This window comes from Parabacteroides sp. AF14-59 (assembly GCF_003479515.1).
Classification (GTDB): domain Bacteria; phylum Bacteroidota; class Bacteroidia; order Bacteroidales; family Tannerellaceae; genus Parabacteroides; species Parabacteroides faecis.
This window is the reverse complement of record NZ_QUHH01000008.1, coordinates 25,715-43,618: the sequence shown is the minus strand read 5'-3', so window position 1 is coordinate 43,618 and position 17,904 is coordinate 25,715. Positions and strand designations below refer to the sequence as shown.

Here is a 17,904-nt window from a genome sequence, read left to right as displayed (position 1 = left end):
TAAGCCTATACACTTTCTGTATCTCGGAAAACACCTGATAGACAGATATCCTTAAGACATCAGGATGCCTATATCATTAAAAGTAGCACTATAGTGCCAAGGTATATAGCACTACTATGCCAACATCCTTCACACTATAGTGCTATACCACTCAATACTATTGTGTTATTTTCAATACCCTTCCGCTCTTCGTAAAACAAACGATTCTACCTTATCGCCATTGGCAAGACGGTACAACGTCCAACTATTTCCGTCTTCACCGGCCTCCAGTCTCCAGTCGTAGGACGGATCCCTGAGAAGTTTCTTTATCTGCCGGGGGAAAGCATTCGCCCTACGGGCATCTTCCCAGGTACGGATAGCTTTGAATATCTTCTCCTTCTGCGGACAGCTTTCCACATCTTCCTGGTTGATCGCCAGGAAATAGGTTGCACCGTATCCGACTGAGATGGCCTGTACATGTTCATATTGCTCCACAGTAGAAGTATCTTTTATAGCAAAATTACCTCCGAACGAAACCGGATAATAATTCGAATAGGTCACGTCACGCAAGTCTTTTCCCTGACTGGTCGCACTTCCCCATTCGCGGGTATCGATATCATACAGGTTACGTCCGCCACCCACATTCCAGACGCTCTGGTAATGCCAGGAGCCTTCCGACAATGTGGCGCCGGAGAAACGGATATAAGGTACATCCAGTTCTTTCGCCCTTTCAAACATTTTACGGAAGAAGCGTTTGGCAGAATAATAACCGTGTCCATTGTTGAAAAGAAATTCCTGTCCGTCGAAGTCATAAAGTGTCAGGCCGCTATAGGCTGCCACCTCTGCATAATACTCGGCGATCTTATCCTGAAGGGCCAGGTCCGGGATCAAACCGTCATAACCGTAGTTGATAGTTACCTGCAACTTATAAACCGTTTCATTTGCCTCATGGGAAGCAGGCTTTGTGCCCCAATATCCCCGGGTTACATTCTGCAAAGTATAAGGGGCCGTTTCGGATACCCCCAGATAATGGATCAGCTCCTTTCCTATTTTTATTATATTCAAATCCTTGCAATGGCCTTCCCAACTGGCAATCTCTTCCAGGTATTTCGGATCGTCCACTACTATCACGGTATCTTTCGCCGTGATACTCTTCACCAGGGTACGTTTCTGCTGGTAACATAAACTGTCGCTCGGTACAGGACTGGCATCCATTGTGCCGGGTGCCAGCGAGTTGGTTATACAGACCCGTCCCAACATCAGCCCTTGTTCCGCTGCCAGATCGGCAAATTCACGATGTGATTTATTACCGGAACTAAAACGGAAAGGTTTCTTTGCCTGGTCCTTTCCGTCCAGATATCCCGCGTTCGCACGGTCGGGACGTAAAAATCCCTGGTCGTAGGCATGGATGGCAGGGAAACCTAACCGGGCGGTATACGAAATAATGCTATCATAGCGGTTACCGCTGGTCATTACATCCGGACTAAAGGCTGCCGGATCCTTGACCCATTTGCCTTTTACGGTCGGATAAGGTAATCCCTCCGAGAGGACAATATTTTGAATCACATCCAATAGTGCTGTGCTGTCCGGACTCCCCCACAAAGCTACGGAAGAGCCGATAAAATCGACACCCGGTATAGGCTCCACATCGATATGGTTCGGAATGTTTGCCGGCATGTTCGGGATCAGGGAATAAAAGACCTGGCGCGGTTTCGACCGGTCACGCGACTGATAATTGAGGTAAATGCGTCCGAGGCTATCCACCAAAGCTGCATTTCCGTACATGATCCGGTAATAAGGTTCCTTATTGGCATAGAAAGCGACATCGCTGATACCATTCCCTCCCAGGGTAAACACCTGGCCTTCATGCAGGCTGTCCGGTAATGGGTAGCGTTCTTTATCGGGCGTATGAATGATATACTGGAAAGGGGCGGCATCGCCTTCGATATCAGGTGTACCGCCTAATGTATTGTCGTCGAGTGCCAGCACACCGATACTGTAATTCACTACATCGCTGGTATCGCGGGCCACACCGATAATTTCACCTAACAGATTGGTTATATTCGTATAGTAAGTTCCCCACTGGATCGCATCGATACCATTTCTCGGCTCCAGGCTATTCAATGTCAGTTTGAAATATTTACCGCAGGGTTGCAAAGCCACTTCCGCAACAGAGCCATTCGGGTATTCCAACGTGAAACAATTGGTCGTTTCATTGAAAAAAGCACTCCGGGGCGTGTAATATACTTTCTTCTCACTGTCGTACAATGACATCAAGGGAGAAGGTTTATCGGCAGGACTAAACTCGCGGTTAGGAGATACGGTCGTATTCTTCATACTCGTTATATACCCTTTATCATTCACACCGATACTAAAATAGTCGGTATTGAAATCCCAGGTCTTTCCGGTCGTGCAACTGAAAAGAAGCAGAGAGGCGGCACACAATGAAAGGATCTTCTTATATTCTGTCATAAGAGTTTATTATTAATTTGTTTTTAGTTTATAGTTTACGGACTTACCCGCCTTTACCGTCACTTTATCTTTCCATTGCAGGAAAGCGTTATCACCCAACGGACGGGCAGACTCCTCTGCATTCTCAGCAAAGATCGTTACGGTAGCATCATAAGCGGTCGGATTCGTGATTTGCAGAACCAATTGCTTATTGCTCTGCTTTACAATTTTAGCTTCCACATGATCAAAGACGTAGAGTGAACCGATGTCCGTCCGCACGTAGATACCGGGGATTTCCAACGCCATCATTGCTCCGTTTGTTTCATTCCATCCGGTCTTGCCGCCATCTCCGCGCGAACCACGGCTGTCGGCATCACAATAAGTCAGACGCTCCGTGATCTTACCATTCGGTTGTACGCCTTCCGCATGGGCATGAATCACGTCCCGAAGTAACTCAGCATAAGATGTATCTCCGGTAGAACGGTATAACTTGAACAAGGCGTCTCCTGATTGTGTACAAAAACCCGGGGCCCCGTGTTTATTCTGCGTGCTTGCCCAAACGGCACCGGTCAGATTCGCACCGAGTTTCGCCAATGGAGTATCTTCCGGCAGACGGTAAGGGAAAGAAACGGTCCAGGTGGCGCACAGGTTTGCCAGATCCCCGGCTTGTTTCAGATATTGTTCTTTTCCGGTTATTTCATAAAGAGTCATTAAAGAAGTGAGGAGAGCAACTGCCGTTTCCGAGTCTGCATTTTGCAGGATATCCCCACAGCCACCGGAAGTAAAGCCGACTAATGCAAAATTATCGTAATAGTCTGCCGCTGCCTCGCAAGCCACTTCCAGATAAGCCGGATTATTATAATACCCGGAAGCCAAAGCCAATCCGGCAACAGCCATAGCGCCGCTCGTCGTATTATAGACAGCCACATTACCGGTTTCCACATCCAGATAATTACCCCATGTACCCTGTTTTTTCCAGGTATTGACAAAAGCATCCGCCAGCAGACGCACATTCGTTTCCCATCCGGCGTCGATAACATTGGCTTTTCCCTGTTCCTTCAACAGCATAAATTGCTTGACCATCCAATAAAGCACATCCCCGTTTTTACGTGTCAGGCCGATTCCCGGATTGTTGACGGCCGCATCACGGTATAATACTTTTCCGTCCGATCCGAGAACATCATAATAATAACCGCTTTTTCCTTTAGCACGCGGCAGTCCGAAGTCGAACGTATTCTTCACTTTTCGTAAATGATCCTCATCGCCTAAAGCCAGCATCGGATAGGTATTCATCAGACCGCCAATCCAGCCGTAGGAAATCCAGTCGGCATTCTCCGGGCAGTAGTATTCCCACTGGTCACCCACATAATAACGATCGTCGATATTCCGTACCATCCGTGTCAGTACCTCGCTCATCGGCATCAGATTACGGGGGGCTTCCCCGGCTGTATGCAGTTTACGATCCTTCATAAAGCGGGCCAGTAATACCGGTACATCTTCGCAGGGAAAAGTGATCTCGGTAACCCGAATAACGATCCGGTCTCCTTTCTTCACCTGTATTCCCTGGTCGGGACTTTTGCTGAAACCGATAAATTCCGGTTTACGTTCCCGTACGCCCGGAGCACTGACGACAAAAGAAGCGATACTGCGATCCGGAGTTTCTTCTACGATCAAAGCATGATCCAACAGTTGACTATCCCATTCGATGCCCTGGTCGGTTAATAAAATCGTTCCGGACTTCTTCCCCCGTTCCAGCATAGTCATAGCCGGAGTTGCCGCATTACTGACATTGATCTCTAAACGGGATGGAGCTCCGAACTCAGGAGAAAGCTGGGGAATCGGATTAGAAGTTAGTGCCAGATCTTTCCGGTTATAATCCGTTTTATCGAGGCCGGTAGCGTACGAACGGTTTACAATACGTTGCCTGTTGCCATTGTAGACAGAAGAAGGGATCATCACATAGTTATCGCTTGTCCAGCCATACCGGTCGAATGCCACTGCCACACCGGCATCCTTCATATCCCGTCTGGCTGTAAAAGAAAAAGTATACAGTTTACCGCCATTTGCCATCGTCTGCTCGGTCCGTACTTCCCAGTTGGAAGACGAATTTATTTCTTCACAATGCTTCAACTCGGCTTCGTTGTAAGAACACTCCAACAAACGGATATTTTTATTCACGTCTTTCACAGCCGGTAACCAGAAAGCCTGTGCAGTTACCTTTGCATACATACTCGACAAAAGACAGAGAACACATAGAATAATTGTTTTTTTCATATATCAGCTATTATTTTATATATTTTGTTTTTCTTTACCTGAAACGTCGTCAGAAAGTAACCGCTTTTATCTTTTTCAGACGAGAACTTACAACCTGATACTTTTACCGGTATGCTGGTCCGTATCCGGCAAATACGGTCTGAAGAAGCTTTGACAACAGCCTGCGAAAGAACCTTCGCTTTCCATTCCATATCCACTTCAAAACCACCTCTTGCCCGTAAGCCGCAAACTTTACCTTCTGACCAGACCTGAGGTATGGCCGGTAACAGATGTAATTCGTTCCGATGACTCTGGATCAACATTTCAGCGATACCGGCTGTTGCTCCGAAATTGCCGTCTATCTGGAAAGGCAATGCATTCAGCAGATTCGGATATACACCAAACTGATTAGGCGTTTGGTTGGCAAGAGCCATAGAGTGCTTCAACAAGGAATGTGCTCTTTCACCATCGAGCAATCTGGCATGTAAAGCTATTTTCCAGGTAAGGCTCCATCCCATCCCTACATCAGCACGGGCATCCAGGCTTTTAGCGACAGCTCTCGCATATTCCGGAGTTTCCAGAGGCGACAAAGCGTTACCAGGATACAGGGCGATCAGATGAGACAAATGGCGATGTGTATCCTTCGGATCATCTTCCGTATATTTCCACTCTTTCAATTGCCCCCAACTACCAACTGCGAGTCCTTTGTCCAATCGGTTATATTTTTCTTCCAGTTCTTTTATAAAAACATTATCTGTACCGATCTGCCTACCGGCTTCAATCGTATTCTCAAACAAATCGGCTATCAATTGCTGTGCATAAGCAATTCCGTCTTCCCAGGGTCCGTGTTCCGGTGACCATTCATCGGGAGCAACCCAGTAGCCTTGTTTATCGAGTACTAACCTATCCATCCAAAACTCACACGCTGATTTCATGACAGGATAAGCAACATTCACCAAATAATCTTTCTGCGGATCATATAAATACTTTTCCCAGATATGCATGCAATACCACGCATTAGCCGGACGGTTCCAGTTCCAGTCAGAATAACCGAAAATATTATTCTGTGTACGCATTGTCCAGCCTTTGCAATCCTGTTCGCGTGCCATCTTCTTCCAGGAATCGTTCAACTGCGATTCATTGTATATATAATTAATAAACGGCCTATGACATTCCGCCAAGTTTGTTACTTCAGCCGGCCAATAGTTCATCTGCACATTAATATTAGAATGGATATCACCTTCCCAGGGTGGTGTATTACTATTATTCCAAAGTCCCTGAAGGTTGGAAGGCAGATCCAGTCCATCCCTGGAAGAGGCGATCATCAGATAACGGCCGTACTGAAAAAACAATTCATCAGCCGCAGGATGATAAATACCTTGCGTATAATCTGCAAACAGTTTATCAGTCGGAACAAACGACTTCTCATCTCCTACAGAAAAACACAGACGATCAAACAGCTTCTTGTAATCCGCGATATGTGCCGCCTTGATCCCTTTATATCTCTTGTTCAGGGTCTTAGAGATGGCCTCTTCTATCTCTTCTTTCCATCCGGTTCCTTCAGAAATATATCGAGATGATTTTGCCGAAAAGTTAGTACCCAGTCCTAACAAAAGAGTTACTGCATCAGCCTCTCTTACGACTATTTTTCCCTGTTCAACGGTTACGGTTCCACCTTCATTTCTCACATGCAGACGAGCGGCATAAGACAAAAGGGTCAGCTTTCCGGAAAAACGAATATCTGTTCTCCCTATCTGCTTATGTTCATTAGCATGAACCCCTTCCAGGTCCAATGCCAGATTCAGGCTTTTCTTCTTATCTGCAGACAATCGGATCACAATCACATCATCCGGGAAACTGGCAAAATATTCCCTCTTATAGGAAACATCCCCCTGACGGTAAGAAACAGAGGCTATTGCATTTTCGAGATTCAGTTCCCGCCGATAATCCGTCACCTCCTGTTCTGGTGAAAGAAAATCAATCCGAATATTCCCGAAATTCTGATAGGCACCTCTGACAGACGGACTGCCAGTCCATAAGGCCTTATCGTTAAATTGTATGCTATCTTGTTTGACTCCTCCGAATATCATTGCACCGATACGTCCGTTACCGATCGGTAACGCTTCTGTCATCCAATCTCCTGCAGGCTTCGTATACCATAAGGACAAAGAAGAATTCTGCTGTATCTTCTTATCAGCATGAACCTTCCGGGAGGAAGGTTCTGCCGACAAGTTCTGCATAAAAGCAGAGCATACAAAAAAACTAATACATACAAAAACACACTTATTGAATTTCATTCGTTTATTTCTCCAGTATTAATGATAACGGCTGGTAAGCCTTCAAGTTAACAGTTATTTTATTTTGTTTCACAGGAAAGGCTTTTCCCTGACGCTCTCCACGCAGATTACAATACTGGGCCGTACGATAGCCGCTGTCAGGCAATGTGATTACACATTCACCCGCATCCCCTGCCTGTTCCCAGACCCGCAGGACTTCTCCGTCTCCGTCCGTGTTAGCTCCGAAGGCTGTTACCAGAACTCCTTTTTTCGACAACTGTATTCCTTCTGCCGACAAAGGCAGTTCTCCACCTTTTCCTTCTCTGTAAACAGCCATAAGAGGTACACGTGTTTCTTCTGTCGGAGTGATCAGCGAAGGCTCATTCTTATATTCATCGACCGACCATAGATAAATCCTGGCCGACAGAGCACCTTCCACCCACTCTGTAAAGTTTGTTCCCCACTGAGTATTGAATAGATTGACAAACACATTCGGTCTTTGAGGAATAAAGTCACCGGTAAAACGATATAATCCCGGGCGATCCAGGCTGACAGCCGGAGCATTCGGTGTATTCAATCCGAATCCCCTGCCTTTCGGGTCGACAACAGCCATACCTGTATTCAGAAAATAATAATCATGATTAGACCGTTTTATAAAATCCGTAGCCGGATTAACAACAGCCCCTGTACGTCCTAAATGGAAGACCGGCTGAGAGACATTGAAAGGGAATGCCAACCATCCGCCTTCCGGCTGCATATCGGCCCGCTTATTCTGCATCCCCCAACAAATTTCCATATAAGGAGAATCTTCATAAAGCGTATAAGTCAAGGTATAATCTTCACCACGGCCGGAACGGCAGAAGGCTGTGGCTTCCACCGAGTGTACTGTCTGATTATAAGCAATTCTTAAAGCTTTACCTTTTACCATTTCATACTTTAAAGCCGAATCTACCGGACGTCCCATCTCCGGATCCGCCCAACCATGATGTCCCGGTTTTACGTATGCTTTGTTATATCGTTCGATCTCTTCATTACCAAACTTCTCATGAATAAACTCGCCAAAGCCGTATTCACTGCCGGTATCGACCATCTCCTGCTGCCGTTTCTTATCCCAGACAGACAACAGAGCACCGTTATCTGGTGAAATAACTACTTTGAAATACTGGTTTTCAATAACATTCTCTGCCTGAACGACACGAATGGAGTGAGCCTTTTCCGAAACAGGTTCGGTTATCACCGAATAAGTTTTATATCCCAAAGTAGGTACATCATGAGCGGTAAATGAGAGATAGTTACCCTCATTATAAGCGGGAATGATCTCGCCAGTCTGTTCGTCTTTCAATCCATAAACAGTAAATTTCTTCTGATAGACACTCATATACAACGAAATAACACCCGAGCGCTTCCAGGGTAACGGGTTATATACCACAACCTTCTGCCCGTCACCCTCTACGGCATTGGCCAGATTACGCATGTCTTTACGCAAAGAGGGGATAAGATATTGTTTCGATCGATGTACACGGCTAGCCTTTTCGTTCCATGATTCTTCAATAAAATCATAAGCACCTTTCGCACGATCTATCACAAACGGATCGCCATATTTCCAGGAAGCCTGGTGGCCGTGGCTGATTGCCAGTCCGAAAGTATGTTCGTCAAACAATACCGACTGTTCGATAGCCTTATCGACATACGGTTTCACAGGTTCAGCCTTGGCGTTCCAACCTTTTAGCAACGTATTCAAGGTCTCTTCATTATAGATCAGACGTTGCATCGATTTATTGATCTTCACCTCTTTGGGCATCGACATATAACCATGGATCCAGGTGTCGGGCATATCTCCCCGTACCACAGGAATAGAAGGATTCTCTTTCATCAACGTATCGTAAAAATCTTCCAGTTGTCCTATCCTGACCCTGGCTCCCGGCACTTTCTTACGGGCTTCTTCCAATACAGCCGCAACCTCTTCCGGTTTCGGTGCTCCGGTATTTTCATGTGTATGGATCATGGCTAACCATGTTTTATACTTCCACCCTTCAGGCGGTAAAACACCTGATCCATAATATTCAGCCCAGTTAAACGTCAGTAGCCGGGAGCCGTCAGGACCTTCCCACCAGAATAATGTCGGAAGTTCCGGAGAAACTGAACCCGGATTACATCCGATATGTAAAATCTTTACTCCCGCCTGTGTCAGTAGTGTCGGTAAAATCCAGGAATGACTAGGAACGTCAGTCAGTTTTGCGCCTCTTGTCAACGGATGCCCATACGTCCGGTTGATTTGAGAAGAATAGGACATTCCGCGAACCAACGTTTCCAGATCGCTCGACTCCGTCTCATAAGTAAAAGGAAGAGCGTGTACCCTGAAACGTCCATCTTTCAAGGCTGCCTCAATGTCCGGCTTCCGGTCTGCCGATATATTGTCCAATATATATTTCATAGGCCACCCGGGGAGCGTCCACACAAACTGTTTCTCCTGTGGCAACTTACTCGTTACATCCACCGAATGTAAGGTTTCATCCATCATGGAAGTGGCATATTTCTGCAATATAGATTCCGACCAGTCTGTATATCCGATATCAAAATGCATTTTAAATACAATAATGATATCTTCAACCGATGTCTTTTCAGAACCATTATCGACATCTATCGCAGCTATCTGCGCATTCGACCGGGATATAAATAATGCCAGTACGATAAAAAGTAAAATCCGTTTCATATAAGTGTAAGTATAATATGAGACAAAAATAAGAGGAATAGCATCTAATCAATTTATACTTTCCTTTTATTAAGTTATACAATCTTACGTATTGTACCAAATACAATTAGTACTTAGCTTTCGAGGCTATTTTTATATCGTCTGTTGCCTTTATTACAACCTCCACGATATTTCCGGCCTTCACCAATACTTTTTTCCACTGTGTAAAATTACAATACCCTAAAGGCTTGCCGACAGAAGAAGACCGTTCTGCGAAAACAGCTGTCACAGTATCGAAACGCGTAGGATTAGCTATCCTCAATGTCACCTCGTCACCATTACGACGTACAACCTCAACCTTTAAATGATCAAAGACATATAATACATCCTGATCGGTTTGTACATATATACCCGGAACTTCAAGCGACATCAGCAAACCGCAATCTTCCGTCCAGCCATTGGATGTTTTAAGAATCACTCCGACGGCACCTTTTCCATCTGCATCCGTGGTTTGGATACGCTCCATCGATGTCCCCGGTCCCATACCGGTTGTAGATCTTCCCGGCGTTTCCATTACCTCGGCATGCGCATGGATGATATCTCTCAACAGATCGGCATACCGCACCTGGCCGGTAGCCCTGAACAGTTTAAATAAATAATCTCCCGAGCTGGTGCATATCCCAGGTGCTGCATGTTTATTTTGTACACTAGCCCATATTGCGCCAGCCGTATTCGCTTTTAAGTCATACAATGTAGAACCGGGCGGATATTCATAGTCATAGGATAAGGTCCAGGTTGCCGCCAAATGAGCTGTCGTCTGAGCCATGGACAACCATTTTTTATCCATTGTCACATAATACAAAGCCATTAAAGATTCTATAAATCCATAGGCGGAATCGGCATCTGCATCCTGCATTATATCCCCGGAATGCGCACAGGTGAGTCCCAAACCGGCCACATAATCATCATAAAAGTAACCGGCTATTTCCATGGCTGTTTTCAAAAAAGAATTCTCTTTGAAATATCGAGCAGCCAGTACCAATCCGGCCGGTGCAATAGCGCCGGAGGTCGAATGATAAATGATTATTTCGCCCGTAGCCGCATTCACATAGTTTCCTAAATCTTTATTTTTAACCCAGGTATTCACAAAAGCTTGTGCAAGATCTCTTGCGGCATCCTTCCATTCCTGTTTCACTAAATTACCATATCCCTGCTGTTCGAATAGCATAAGGTGTTTCATCATGAAGAACAAGGCATCCGAATTTTTTCTCACCAAAGCTGCGTCAGGAATATTATCCCTGTCACTCCCAACCTTACCATCCCGAAAACTACCATAAAAATATCCGCTCTTACCACGCATATTCGAAACGACATAATCATACGTTTGAATAACCCGTTCACGCGATAATGAATCGTCTAATGCCAACATAGCAAAAGTACCCATCAAGCCACCAACCCAGCCGAGCTGATAGCCATCTGAATTCTCCATACGGTAAAAACTTTTACCCGTTCCTTTTTCCAACCAACGAACCTGATTCTTATAATCAGCCGTGAAAGAGGTAACCGTACTAAACGGGCACAAATTCCTCGGATTATTTTCCCCTGTGACTTCTTTGCGTACGTTCATGAATTTATCTAAAAGATCCGGAATACCGCTTGCTTCAAAGTTATAGATACGAAACCTCATCCGTAACCGATCACCGGAAGTCCACTTGCATGCCTGATCCCCACTATACCCAAAATCTCCAAACCCTGCAGTCAACTCACGAACACCGGGAGCACTAACGACAAAAGTAGCCATATCCTGTGATGCATTTTCTTCAATAAACATTCCATAATTGCCTAAATGACTTTTCTGCTCTGTCAATATGATGCATCCTCTTTGTTCCTTCGGAGAGAAAAAACAAAATGCAGGTGTTGCCAGATTACCTGTAAGCGCCTCTATTTTAGAAGCACTTCTTTCCTCTGACAAACGCGGGCTATTGGAAAACAATAGCGGAACGTTCTTATTATAATAGTAATATGAGGGATAAGGAGCCATATATCCATTGGTCTCTACATGAAACCTGTTTCCATTATATACATAGGCGGGCATTAAGACATAGTTCTCGCGGCTCCAACCGGTAAAATCAAAAGCCAACGCCACACCACCCGATTTCAGCTCTCCTTCTGTTATCATAAAGGTAACATCTAAATCTAAGGCATCGGGACAATCGGCTACTGTCGTTTCGTTAATATTACAACTCCATGAGGAAGTTTGCACTTGCGCTTTTCCTTTTTTAAAACCCTTTGCCGATTTTAAGACCACATCCTCATATTCACAAACAATCGGACGCAGATAACCATGCAAAGACTTTAAGAAGTCGGACACCTCTGTAGATTTTCTATCCGGGACAGACACCTTTCCGTCTTCCGGTAACCAGGATCCTTTTCTGTTATCCTGGGCATCGACCCATGATGCCATGCAAAACAAAAATATCAACAGTAATATGTTAATAGATTTCCCATTCATCTTCTTTGTCTTTTATCTATTAATTAAAAACGCTCCGTTCTAATTATCTTTTCTCAAATGTAAACCATTCCAAATTCAGCAAGTCCTCCCCGGATGTTTCCGTATCAACCGCCTTAAAGACCAATACCAGTGCATGTTTTCCTGTGACCGGTTTAATTTTCGTTTCATGAATAGCATACGCCGTTTCACCCTGCATCGGAGCTATCTCGCAGGTCCCGATCAACTCACCATCCGGACTATCCAGGCGAATTTCGATCTTAACCGCTTTGTTTTTATCCCAGGTCTTACAAATGAAATGATTGACATCCGAACCGGTAAAGTCATAATATTTCCAATAAGCATGGTCGCTATCATGAACAGCAGCCAAATACTCGACAGGAATATCATTCGCCGGACGACGTACGGATACCATTACATTACCAGACATCAGACAAGCCCTAGCAGCATCCATCCGGTATAAAGGAGAGATAGGTCCGCCAATTCCCTGTGTAGTCATCTCCACTTTTGGGATCGTCCCGTCCGGATTGAAAGAGATTGGCTCCAGACAAGCCTTTCGCATGGTCGCACTTGCATGAGTAGGGCGATGATAAGCAATATACCACTGACCGTTGATTTCGGTAATACAGCCATGGTTATTCACCAAATTCCGGCCACTACCCCAATTATCGATAATAACCCCTCTATACGTATAAGGGCCTAACGGCGATGTCGATGTCGCATAATCCAACGTTGCACAATTGGATTCTCCGTGCTGCGAATGGCTTCCATACACAAAATAATAGATACCATTCCTTTTCCGGACAGAACTGCCCTCGTTGAAGAAATGGGTTTCATACGTCAGCAAGCTATCGTGCACGGCACCTTCGATTGAGAGCATATCTTTACTCAATTTCGCTCCTTTGGCATATCCTTGTCCCCAATAGAGATAGGCCTGCCCATCATCATCGATGAATACAGAGGGATCGATACCTTTTGCACCTTCCATCACTTTTCCATTTTTAAACGGACCGTAAGGAGAAGAAGATACAGCGACACCTTCATCGTCACCCCCTCCTGCCAAACAATAGTAGAGATAATATTTCCCGTCATGATAGATACAATCCGGAGCGTATAAGATCCTGTCGGTATAATCCACTTGTTTACCCGGTTCGTCAGTAGCAAAAGAAAATTGTTCCACATTCCAGTTCACCAGATCGGAGGAAGAAAGCACGTTATAGGAACGCGAACACCAGGCGTTGCCCGGTTCATCACGCGATCCGTAAACATAGACACGTCCATCAGGCATCTGCCTTACCTCCGGATCAGCAATATATACCCCCGGAGGTGCGATAGGATTGAGCATTCGGTTTGTTGAAACAGGGATAGTATTTCCATCCGATACCTGTTTTGTGTCAAACTGACAACTGACAAACAACCCTGCCATAAACAGGCTGCCCGCCAGATATAAATGATTCTTATATGACATTGACTGTTATTTTAAGTTAGGCCACACTTTTATACGTTTGGAAGAAGGTAAACTTTCTACCGGTCCCACAACCGGGGACGCAGAACGTTCTTTACCGAAAAAGTCTTTCTCCAGTTTAAAAGGAGTACCGTCAAAGTTCTCAAACGGAAATCCCGTCAGTTGGGTAATACCCAGACGGTCGGCATCAATACTTTTTCCTTTGAAAGAGGATAGTTCCTGCAGGTTAATGTCACTTACAAGATATACTTCACCATCTGCCGTTTCTTCCACTTTAAGTTTCGGGTCTACTGTCTTTTCTACCCAATCCTGCGTTTTGTTTGTCATAGGCAGGGATCCGTTGAGGAACAAGTTGTTCTCTGCATAGATCGGCCGTTGGGAGACATCGAACACCACCATTCCATATTTCAACTTACCGTTATCACCTCCGATAAAAATATTATTATAGAAACGATGGTCACCTTCAGTAATAGTCCGGATACCTTTCACTTCTGTTGAATGGTTCAAGTGATACGGAGTGTAGCGTTGATCGTCCAAACGGTTGATATCTCCTGAAAAGATATTATGCAGGTATGCGCCTCCATCGGTATTTTCCTGTATTGTGCGGGGCGATAAAGAGATGTTATTGTCTACTATGTAAGGACCATGAGAAACTTCAAAGAATAAATCCTGTGTCAGATTATTATATAATAAATTAGATGAGACACGCGCACCCTGTGCCATCCAATCCAGCCAGATACCATAATGTCCTGTTTTATGGATCCGATTGTGATGAATATAAGTATCTATCGCACCATGCAATTTGATACCGGCCATTTCTGCACCACCAAATTGCTGCTTCACTAAGATGTTATAAATATGATTTCCATAAATCTCACTGAACGCAGCCCCCATACTACCACAAATACCGGTCTGTTCGCAATCGGAAATGACGTTATTCCGAACGATGTGGGAACCGACATTCTCCTTGCTCCATCCGCGGCGCAACGTGTTGAATATAACTTCCACATAATGTAACGTACCGTCCAAACGCTTGTCGTTACATTCCAGATTATGTCCGCTGGCACGTTCCTTACCCAGAGTAATACCGTTGGCACGGGAATTCTTAATGACATTATTTTCTATAATCCAGCCTTTACACCAATGTGTAGCGATCATACCGACCTGTTCTGCTGTCGGAGCAGCCCACTGGGTGGCAGCCTGGCTCACATGGAAGCCACGAATCGTGATGTAGTCCAACCCCTCACGAGTCGGATAAAAGCAGGTAGGGCGAACCGATACCTCTACTGTTTCCTTATTCGGATCGACATTGCCAAAGTTTGCGTAAATGGTTGTATTGTCAGCATCTACTTCAGCAAACCATACATTCGTAGAACCCTGTGGATCACGGATCGTACGAAGTGTATCCGGCGTAAACACCTTCTCCAGGCTGAATTCTTCATACAGCGAAACATCGTTCAGATAAACATCTCCCGTATGATGAACCCGTTCGGACCAGAGCCAGTCACCAAACAAACGGTCGTTGAACGGATTATAATTTCCAAAGAATGTATTCGGTAATACAACCTTCCATACCCCTTTACCTTTCTTCTCTTTTTTCCAGTCCGTTACCAACTCCGAACCTTTGATTTCTGCTTTTTCACCATCGGCCACCCGATATAGGATACGTTTTCCCTCTCGTTCCCCGCCACTCAGCGGATTCACCCATTCACGATAAGTTCCGTTATGTACCGTAACCGTATCTCCCGGCAAAGCCTTTTGGGCTGCCCAATTAATTGTTTTGAAAGGGGATGAAACATCACCGTTATTGGCATCACTACCTTTTACCGACACATGATATTCTTTGGCTGATAACATATTTCCGCACAGACAGAACATCGAGATGAAGCATAGTATCTTTTTCATGGTTTAAATATTAATAAGTATCACATCTATTTGATGACACAAATATAAAGGCAGCTATTCCCATATAAAATAGCAAATAGCTGCCTATTCTGTGGATTATTATTGCTTATTATTGGTACATAAATCAAAAGAACGAACTTTCTTGCCATTCTCCATTTGGTAAAGAGTCCAACCGCTATTGTCAGCCTTTGTCTCCAGACGCCAGCTTAGTGCCGGATTCTGTAACATCTTTCGGATATATGTTGGGAAAGCATTTGCCCGGCGAGCTTCCTCCCAGGTACGGACCACATGAAAGATAGCGTATTTCTGCGGACAACTCTCGACATCTTTCTGGCCTAAAGTCATGTTGTAAGTAACCCCATACCCTATAGCTGTGGCTTCAATATGCTCGAAATCTTCCACAGTAGTGTTCTTCGTTATCGGAAAATTAGCTCCGAAGGAAGATGGGAAGAAATTGGCATACGTAACATCCCGAAGATCCTTTCCCTGGCTTGTGGTTGATCCCCAAACCCGCTTCTTCACATCATAGATATTCAATCCACCTCCCACATTCCAAATACTCTGGTAATGCCAAGCACCTTCAGACAAAGTAGCCCCTGTAAAACGAATATCCGGTAAGCCATACGCTTTGGCTTGTGTAAACATTTCCCGAAAGAAACGTTTCACACCATATCCACCGAAACCGGTATGGAAGAAAAATTCTTGTCCATCATAGTCGAACATACCCAAGCCTGAGTTTTTGCAAATATCGGCATAATGGTGAGCAATCTCGTCCTGAAGTTCCAAATTGGGAATCAAACCGGTATATCCACCTCCTACAGCAGGTTGAAGTTTATCTACAGCGTCCCCCTTCGCATGTGTCACGGCCTCAGTATCCCAATAACCACGTGTAACATTCATCAAACGGTATGGTTTTTCTTTGGTTACCCCCAAATAATGGATCAATTCTTTACCAATCTTCACCATATTCAACTCCTTGCTATGCCCTTCCCAACAAGCAATCTCCTCTAAATGCGTAGGATCGTCAATATAGATCAAGGTATCCTTTTCATTTAAATTTTCCGTCAAATAACGGCGGTGTAGGATACAGATACTATCTGAAGGAACCGGGCTGCAATCCTTTGTCCCTGGTGCCATCGAATTGGAGATAGATGTTCTCCCTAAAATCAATCCATCCTTCGCCAAGAGGTCGGCATACTCGCGAGTTGACAAATCACCTGATGTAAAATGATAGCGTTTCTTCTCATGATTAGGACCATCTATATATCCTCCATTCCCCCGATCTGCATGCAAGAAAGGTTGATCGTAGGTATGGATCACTTTGAGCCCCATCTGCTTCACATAAGAAGGAAAACTATCTTGTAAACCACCATAGGTACGCACATCCGGCATGAAATTGCTAGGATCCTTTACCCACTTGCCATTAAACATAGGATGAGGCAGCCCTTCATTCAAAACAATGTTCTCTATAACTTCCATTAAAGCCGTACTATCCGGACTACCCCACAAAGCAATGGATGAACCGATGAAATCTACTCCAGGAACATCCTGACGCATCATGTGGTTCGGTTCATTATTTTGGAAAACAGGATTACCTTCCGGCGAATAAATCATCTTTCCCTTACGACGGTCACGGGAATGGTAACGAATATGAATTCGACCATTACAATCCACATAAGCCGTATTTCCATAAAGGATCCGATAATATGACTCCTTGCGGTTGTAAAATGCCACATCATTGATACCATCGCCGCCCATAGTGAACTGCTGTCCCTCAACCAAGGTCAATGGCAACGGATGGTTCGCATGGTCGGGAGAATGAGCGATATATCCAGACGGTCCCGTCTCGGATGTATAACGTGCTTCTCCACCGATCGTATTATCATCCAAGGCCAATGCACCAATAGCATACCCTACAGCCGCCGAAGTATCGCGGGCCACACCTATGATTTCACCCAACAGATTATCGATATTGGTGTAATAGCTTCCCCACTGCACATCGTCAATGCCATTACGAGGCTCCAGGCTCTCTAATTTAAGTTTGAAATACCGGTCCTTCTCGTCTAAACAAACCGTAGCTACCGATCCATTTTCATACTCTAACCTATATTTACCATCCCTATAAACGGCCTTTTGCGGATAATAATAACGCTTCAAGTCTTCATCATAAAGAGACAACAGAGGCGACGGTTGGTCTGCCGGACTGAAATTACGGCTTTCGCGCGTCAAGTTCCACATTCCGGTAATATACCCCCGGCTATCTACATCGATACCGAAACGATCTGTTTTGAACGAACGAGATCCTTCCGTTCCACAAGCTGACAGCAACAAAACTATTGCAGCCAGTGAGATAAAATTCTTCTTCATTATTATT

8 protein-coding genes are annotated in these 17,904 nt (G+C 44.9%); all 8 read right to left on the bottom strand.

Annotated elements, in window-relative coordinates:
• Positions 1-171: 171 nt before the first annotated feature.
• The 8 genes from DWW23_RS10835 to DWW23_RS10800 all read right to left on the bottom strand — a co-directional run bounded on the left by DWW23_RS10835 (position 172) and on the right by DWW23_RS10800 (position 17,897).
• Complete coding sequence (locus DWW23_RS10835) at positions 172-2,451, bottom strand: hypothetical protein (protein WP_122353301.1); 2,280 nt, start codon at positions 2,449-2,451, stop codon at positions 172-174.
• 12 nt (positions 2,452-2,463) lie between these two features.
• Positions 2,464-4,704 carry a hypothetical protein gene (locus DWW23_RS10830; RefSeq protein WP_122353300.1) on the bottom strand — a complete coding sequence of 747 codons (2,241 nt, stop codon included), beginning with the start codon at positions 4,702-4,704 and terminating at the stop codon, positions 2,464-2,466.
• On the bottom strand, positions 4,701-6,923 hold the full coding sequence (locus DWW23_RS10825) for a glycoside hydrolase N-terminal domain-containing protein (RefSeq protein WP_122353422.1): 2,223 nt from the start codon (positions 6,921-6,923) through the stop codon (positions 4,701-4,703). Before DWW23_RS10825 ends, DWW23_RS10830 begins: the two co-directional genes overlap by 4 nt.
• Positions 6,924-6,984: 61 nt before the next feature.
• The gene (locus DWW23_RS10820) at positions 6,985-9,672 is read right to left on the bottom strand and encodes a hypothetical protein (RefSeq protein ID WP_122353299.1); all 2,688 of its coding nucleotides are present in this window, start codon (positions 9,670-9,672) and stop codon (positions 6,985-6,987) included.
• 106 nt (positions 9,673-9,778) lie between these two features.
• Positions 9,779-12,163: a hypothetical protein gene (locus DWW23_RS10815; protein WP_122353298.1), complete on the bottom strand. Its 2,385-nt coding sequence runs from the start codon at positions 12,161-12,163 to the stop codon at positions 9,779-9,781.
• Positions 12,164-12,206: 43 nt separating this feature from the next.
• On the bottom strand, positions 12,207-13,628 hold the full coding sequence (locus DWW23_RS10810) for a family 43 glycosylhydrolase (RefSeq protein WP_122353297.1): 1,422 nt from the start codon (positions 13,626-13,628) through the stop codon (positions 12,207-12,209).
• A gap of 6 nt (positions 13,629-13,634) precedes the next feature.
• Positions 13,635-15,530, bottom strand: coding sequence for a right-handed parallel beta-helix repeat-containing protein (locus DWW23_RS10805; protein ID WP_122353296.1), 1,896 nt, complete (start codon positions 15,528-15,530; stop codon positions 13,635-13,637).
• 99 nt (positions 15,531-15,629) lie between these two features.
• Positions 15,630-17,897 (bottom strand): hypothetical protein, encoded by a 2,268-nt coding sequence (locus DWW23_RS10800; protein ID WP_122353295.1) that lies wholly within the window; start codon positions 17,895-17,897, stop codon positions 15,630-15,632.
• Positions 17,898-17,904 lie beyond the last annotated feature (7 nt).

What these genes read in the sequence shown, in the direction of transcription:
- DWW23_RS10820 (WP_122353299.1), bottom strand. Translation starts at nt 9,672, where the DNA reads ATGAAACGGATTTTACTTTTTATCGTACTGGCATTATTTATATCCCGG.
- DWW23_RS10815 (WP_122353298.1), bottom strand. Translation starts at nt 12,163, where the DNA reads ATGAATGGGAAATCTATTAACATATTACTGTTGATATTTTTGTTTTGC.
- DWW23_RS10835 (WP_122353301.1), bottom strand. Translation starts at nt 2,451, where the DNA reads ATGACAGAATATAAGAAGATCCTTTCATTGTGTGCCGCCTCTCTGCTT.
- DWW23_RS10825 (WP_122353422.1), bottom strand. Translation starts at nt 6,923, where the DNA reads ATGCAGAACTTGTCGGCAGAACCTTCCTCCCGGAAGGTTCATGCTGAT.
- DWW23_RS10830 (WP_122353300.1), bottom strand. Translation starts at nt 4,704, where the DNA reads ATGAAAAAAACAATTATTCTATGTGTTCTCTGTCTTTTGTCGAGTATG.
- DWW23_RS10800 (WP_122353295.1), bottom strand. Translation starts at nt 17,897, where the DNA reads ATGAAGAAGAATTTTATCTCACTGGCTGCAATAGTTTTGTTGCTGTCA.
- DWW23_RS10810 (WP_122353297.1), bottom strand. Translation starts at nt 13,628, where the DNA reads ATGTCATATAAGAATCATTTATATCTGGCGGGCAGCCTGTTTATGGCA.
- DWW23_RS10805 (WP_122353296.1), bottom strand. Translation starts at nt 15,530, where the DNA reads ATGAAAAAGATACTATGCTTCATCTCGATGTTCTGTCTGTGCGGAAAT.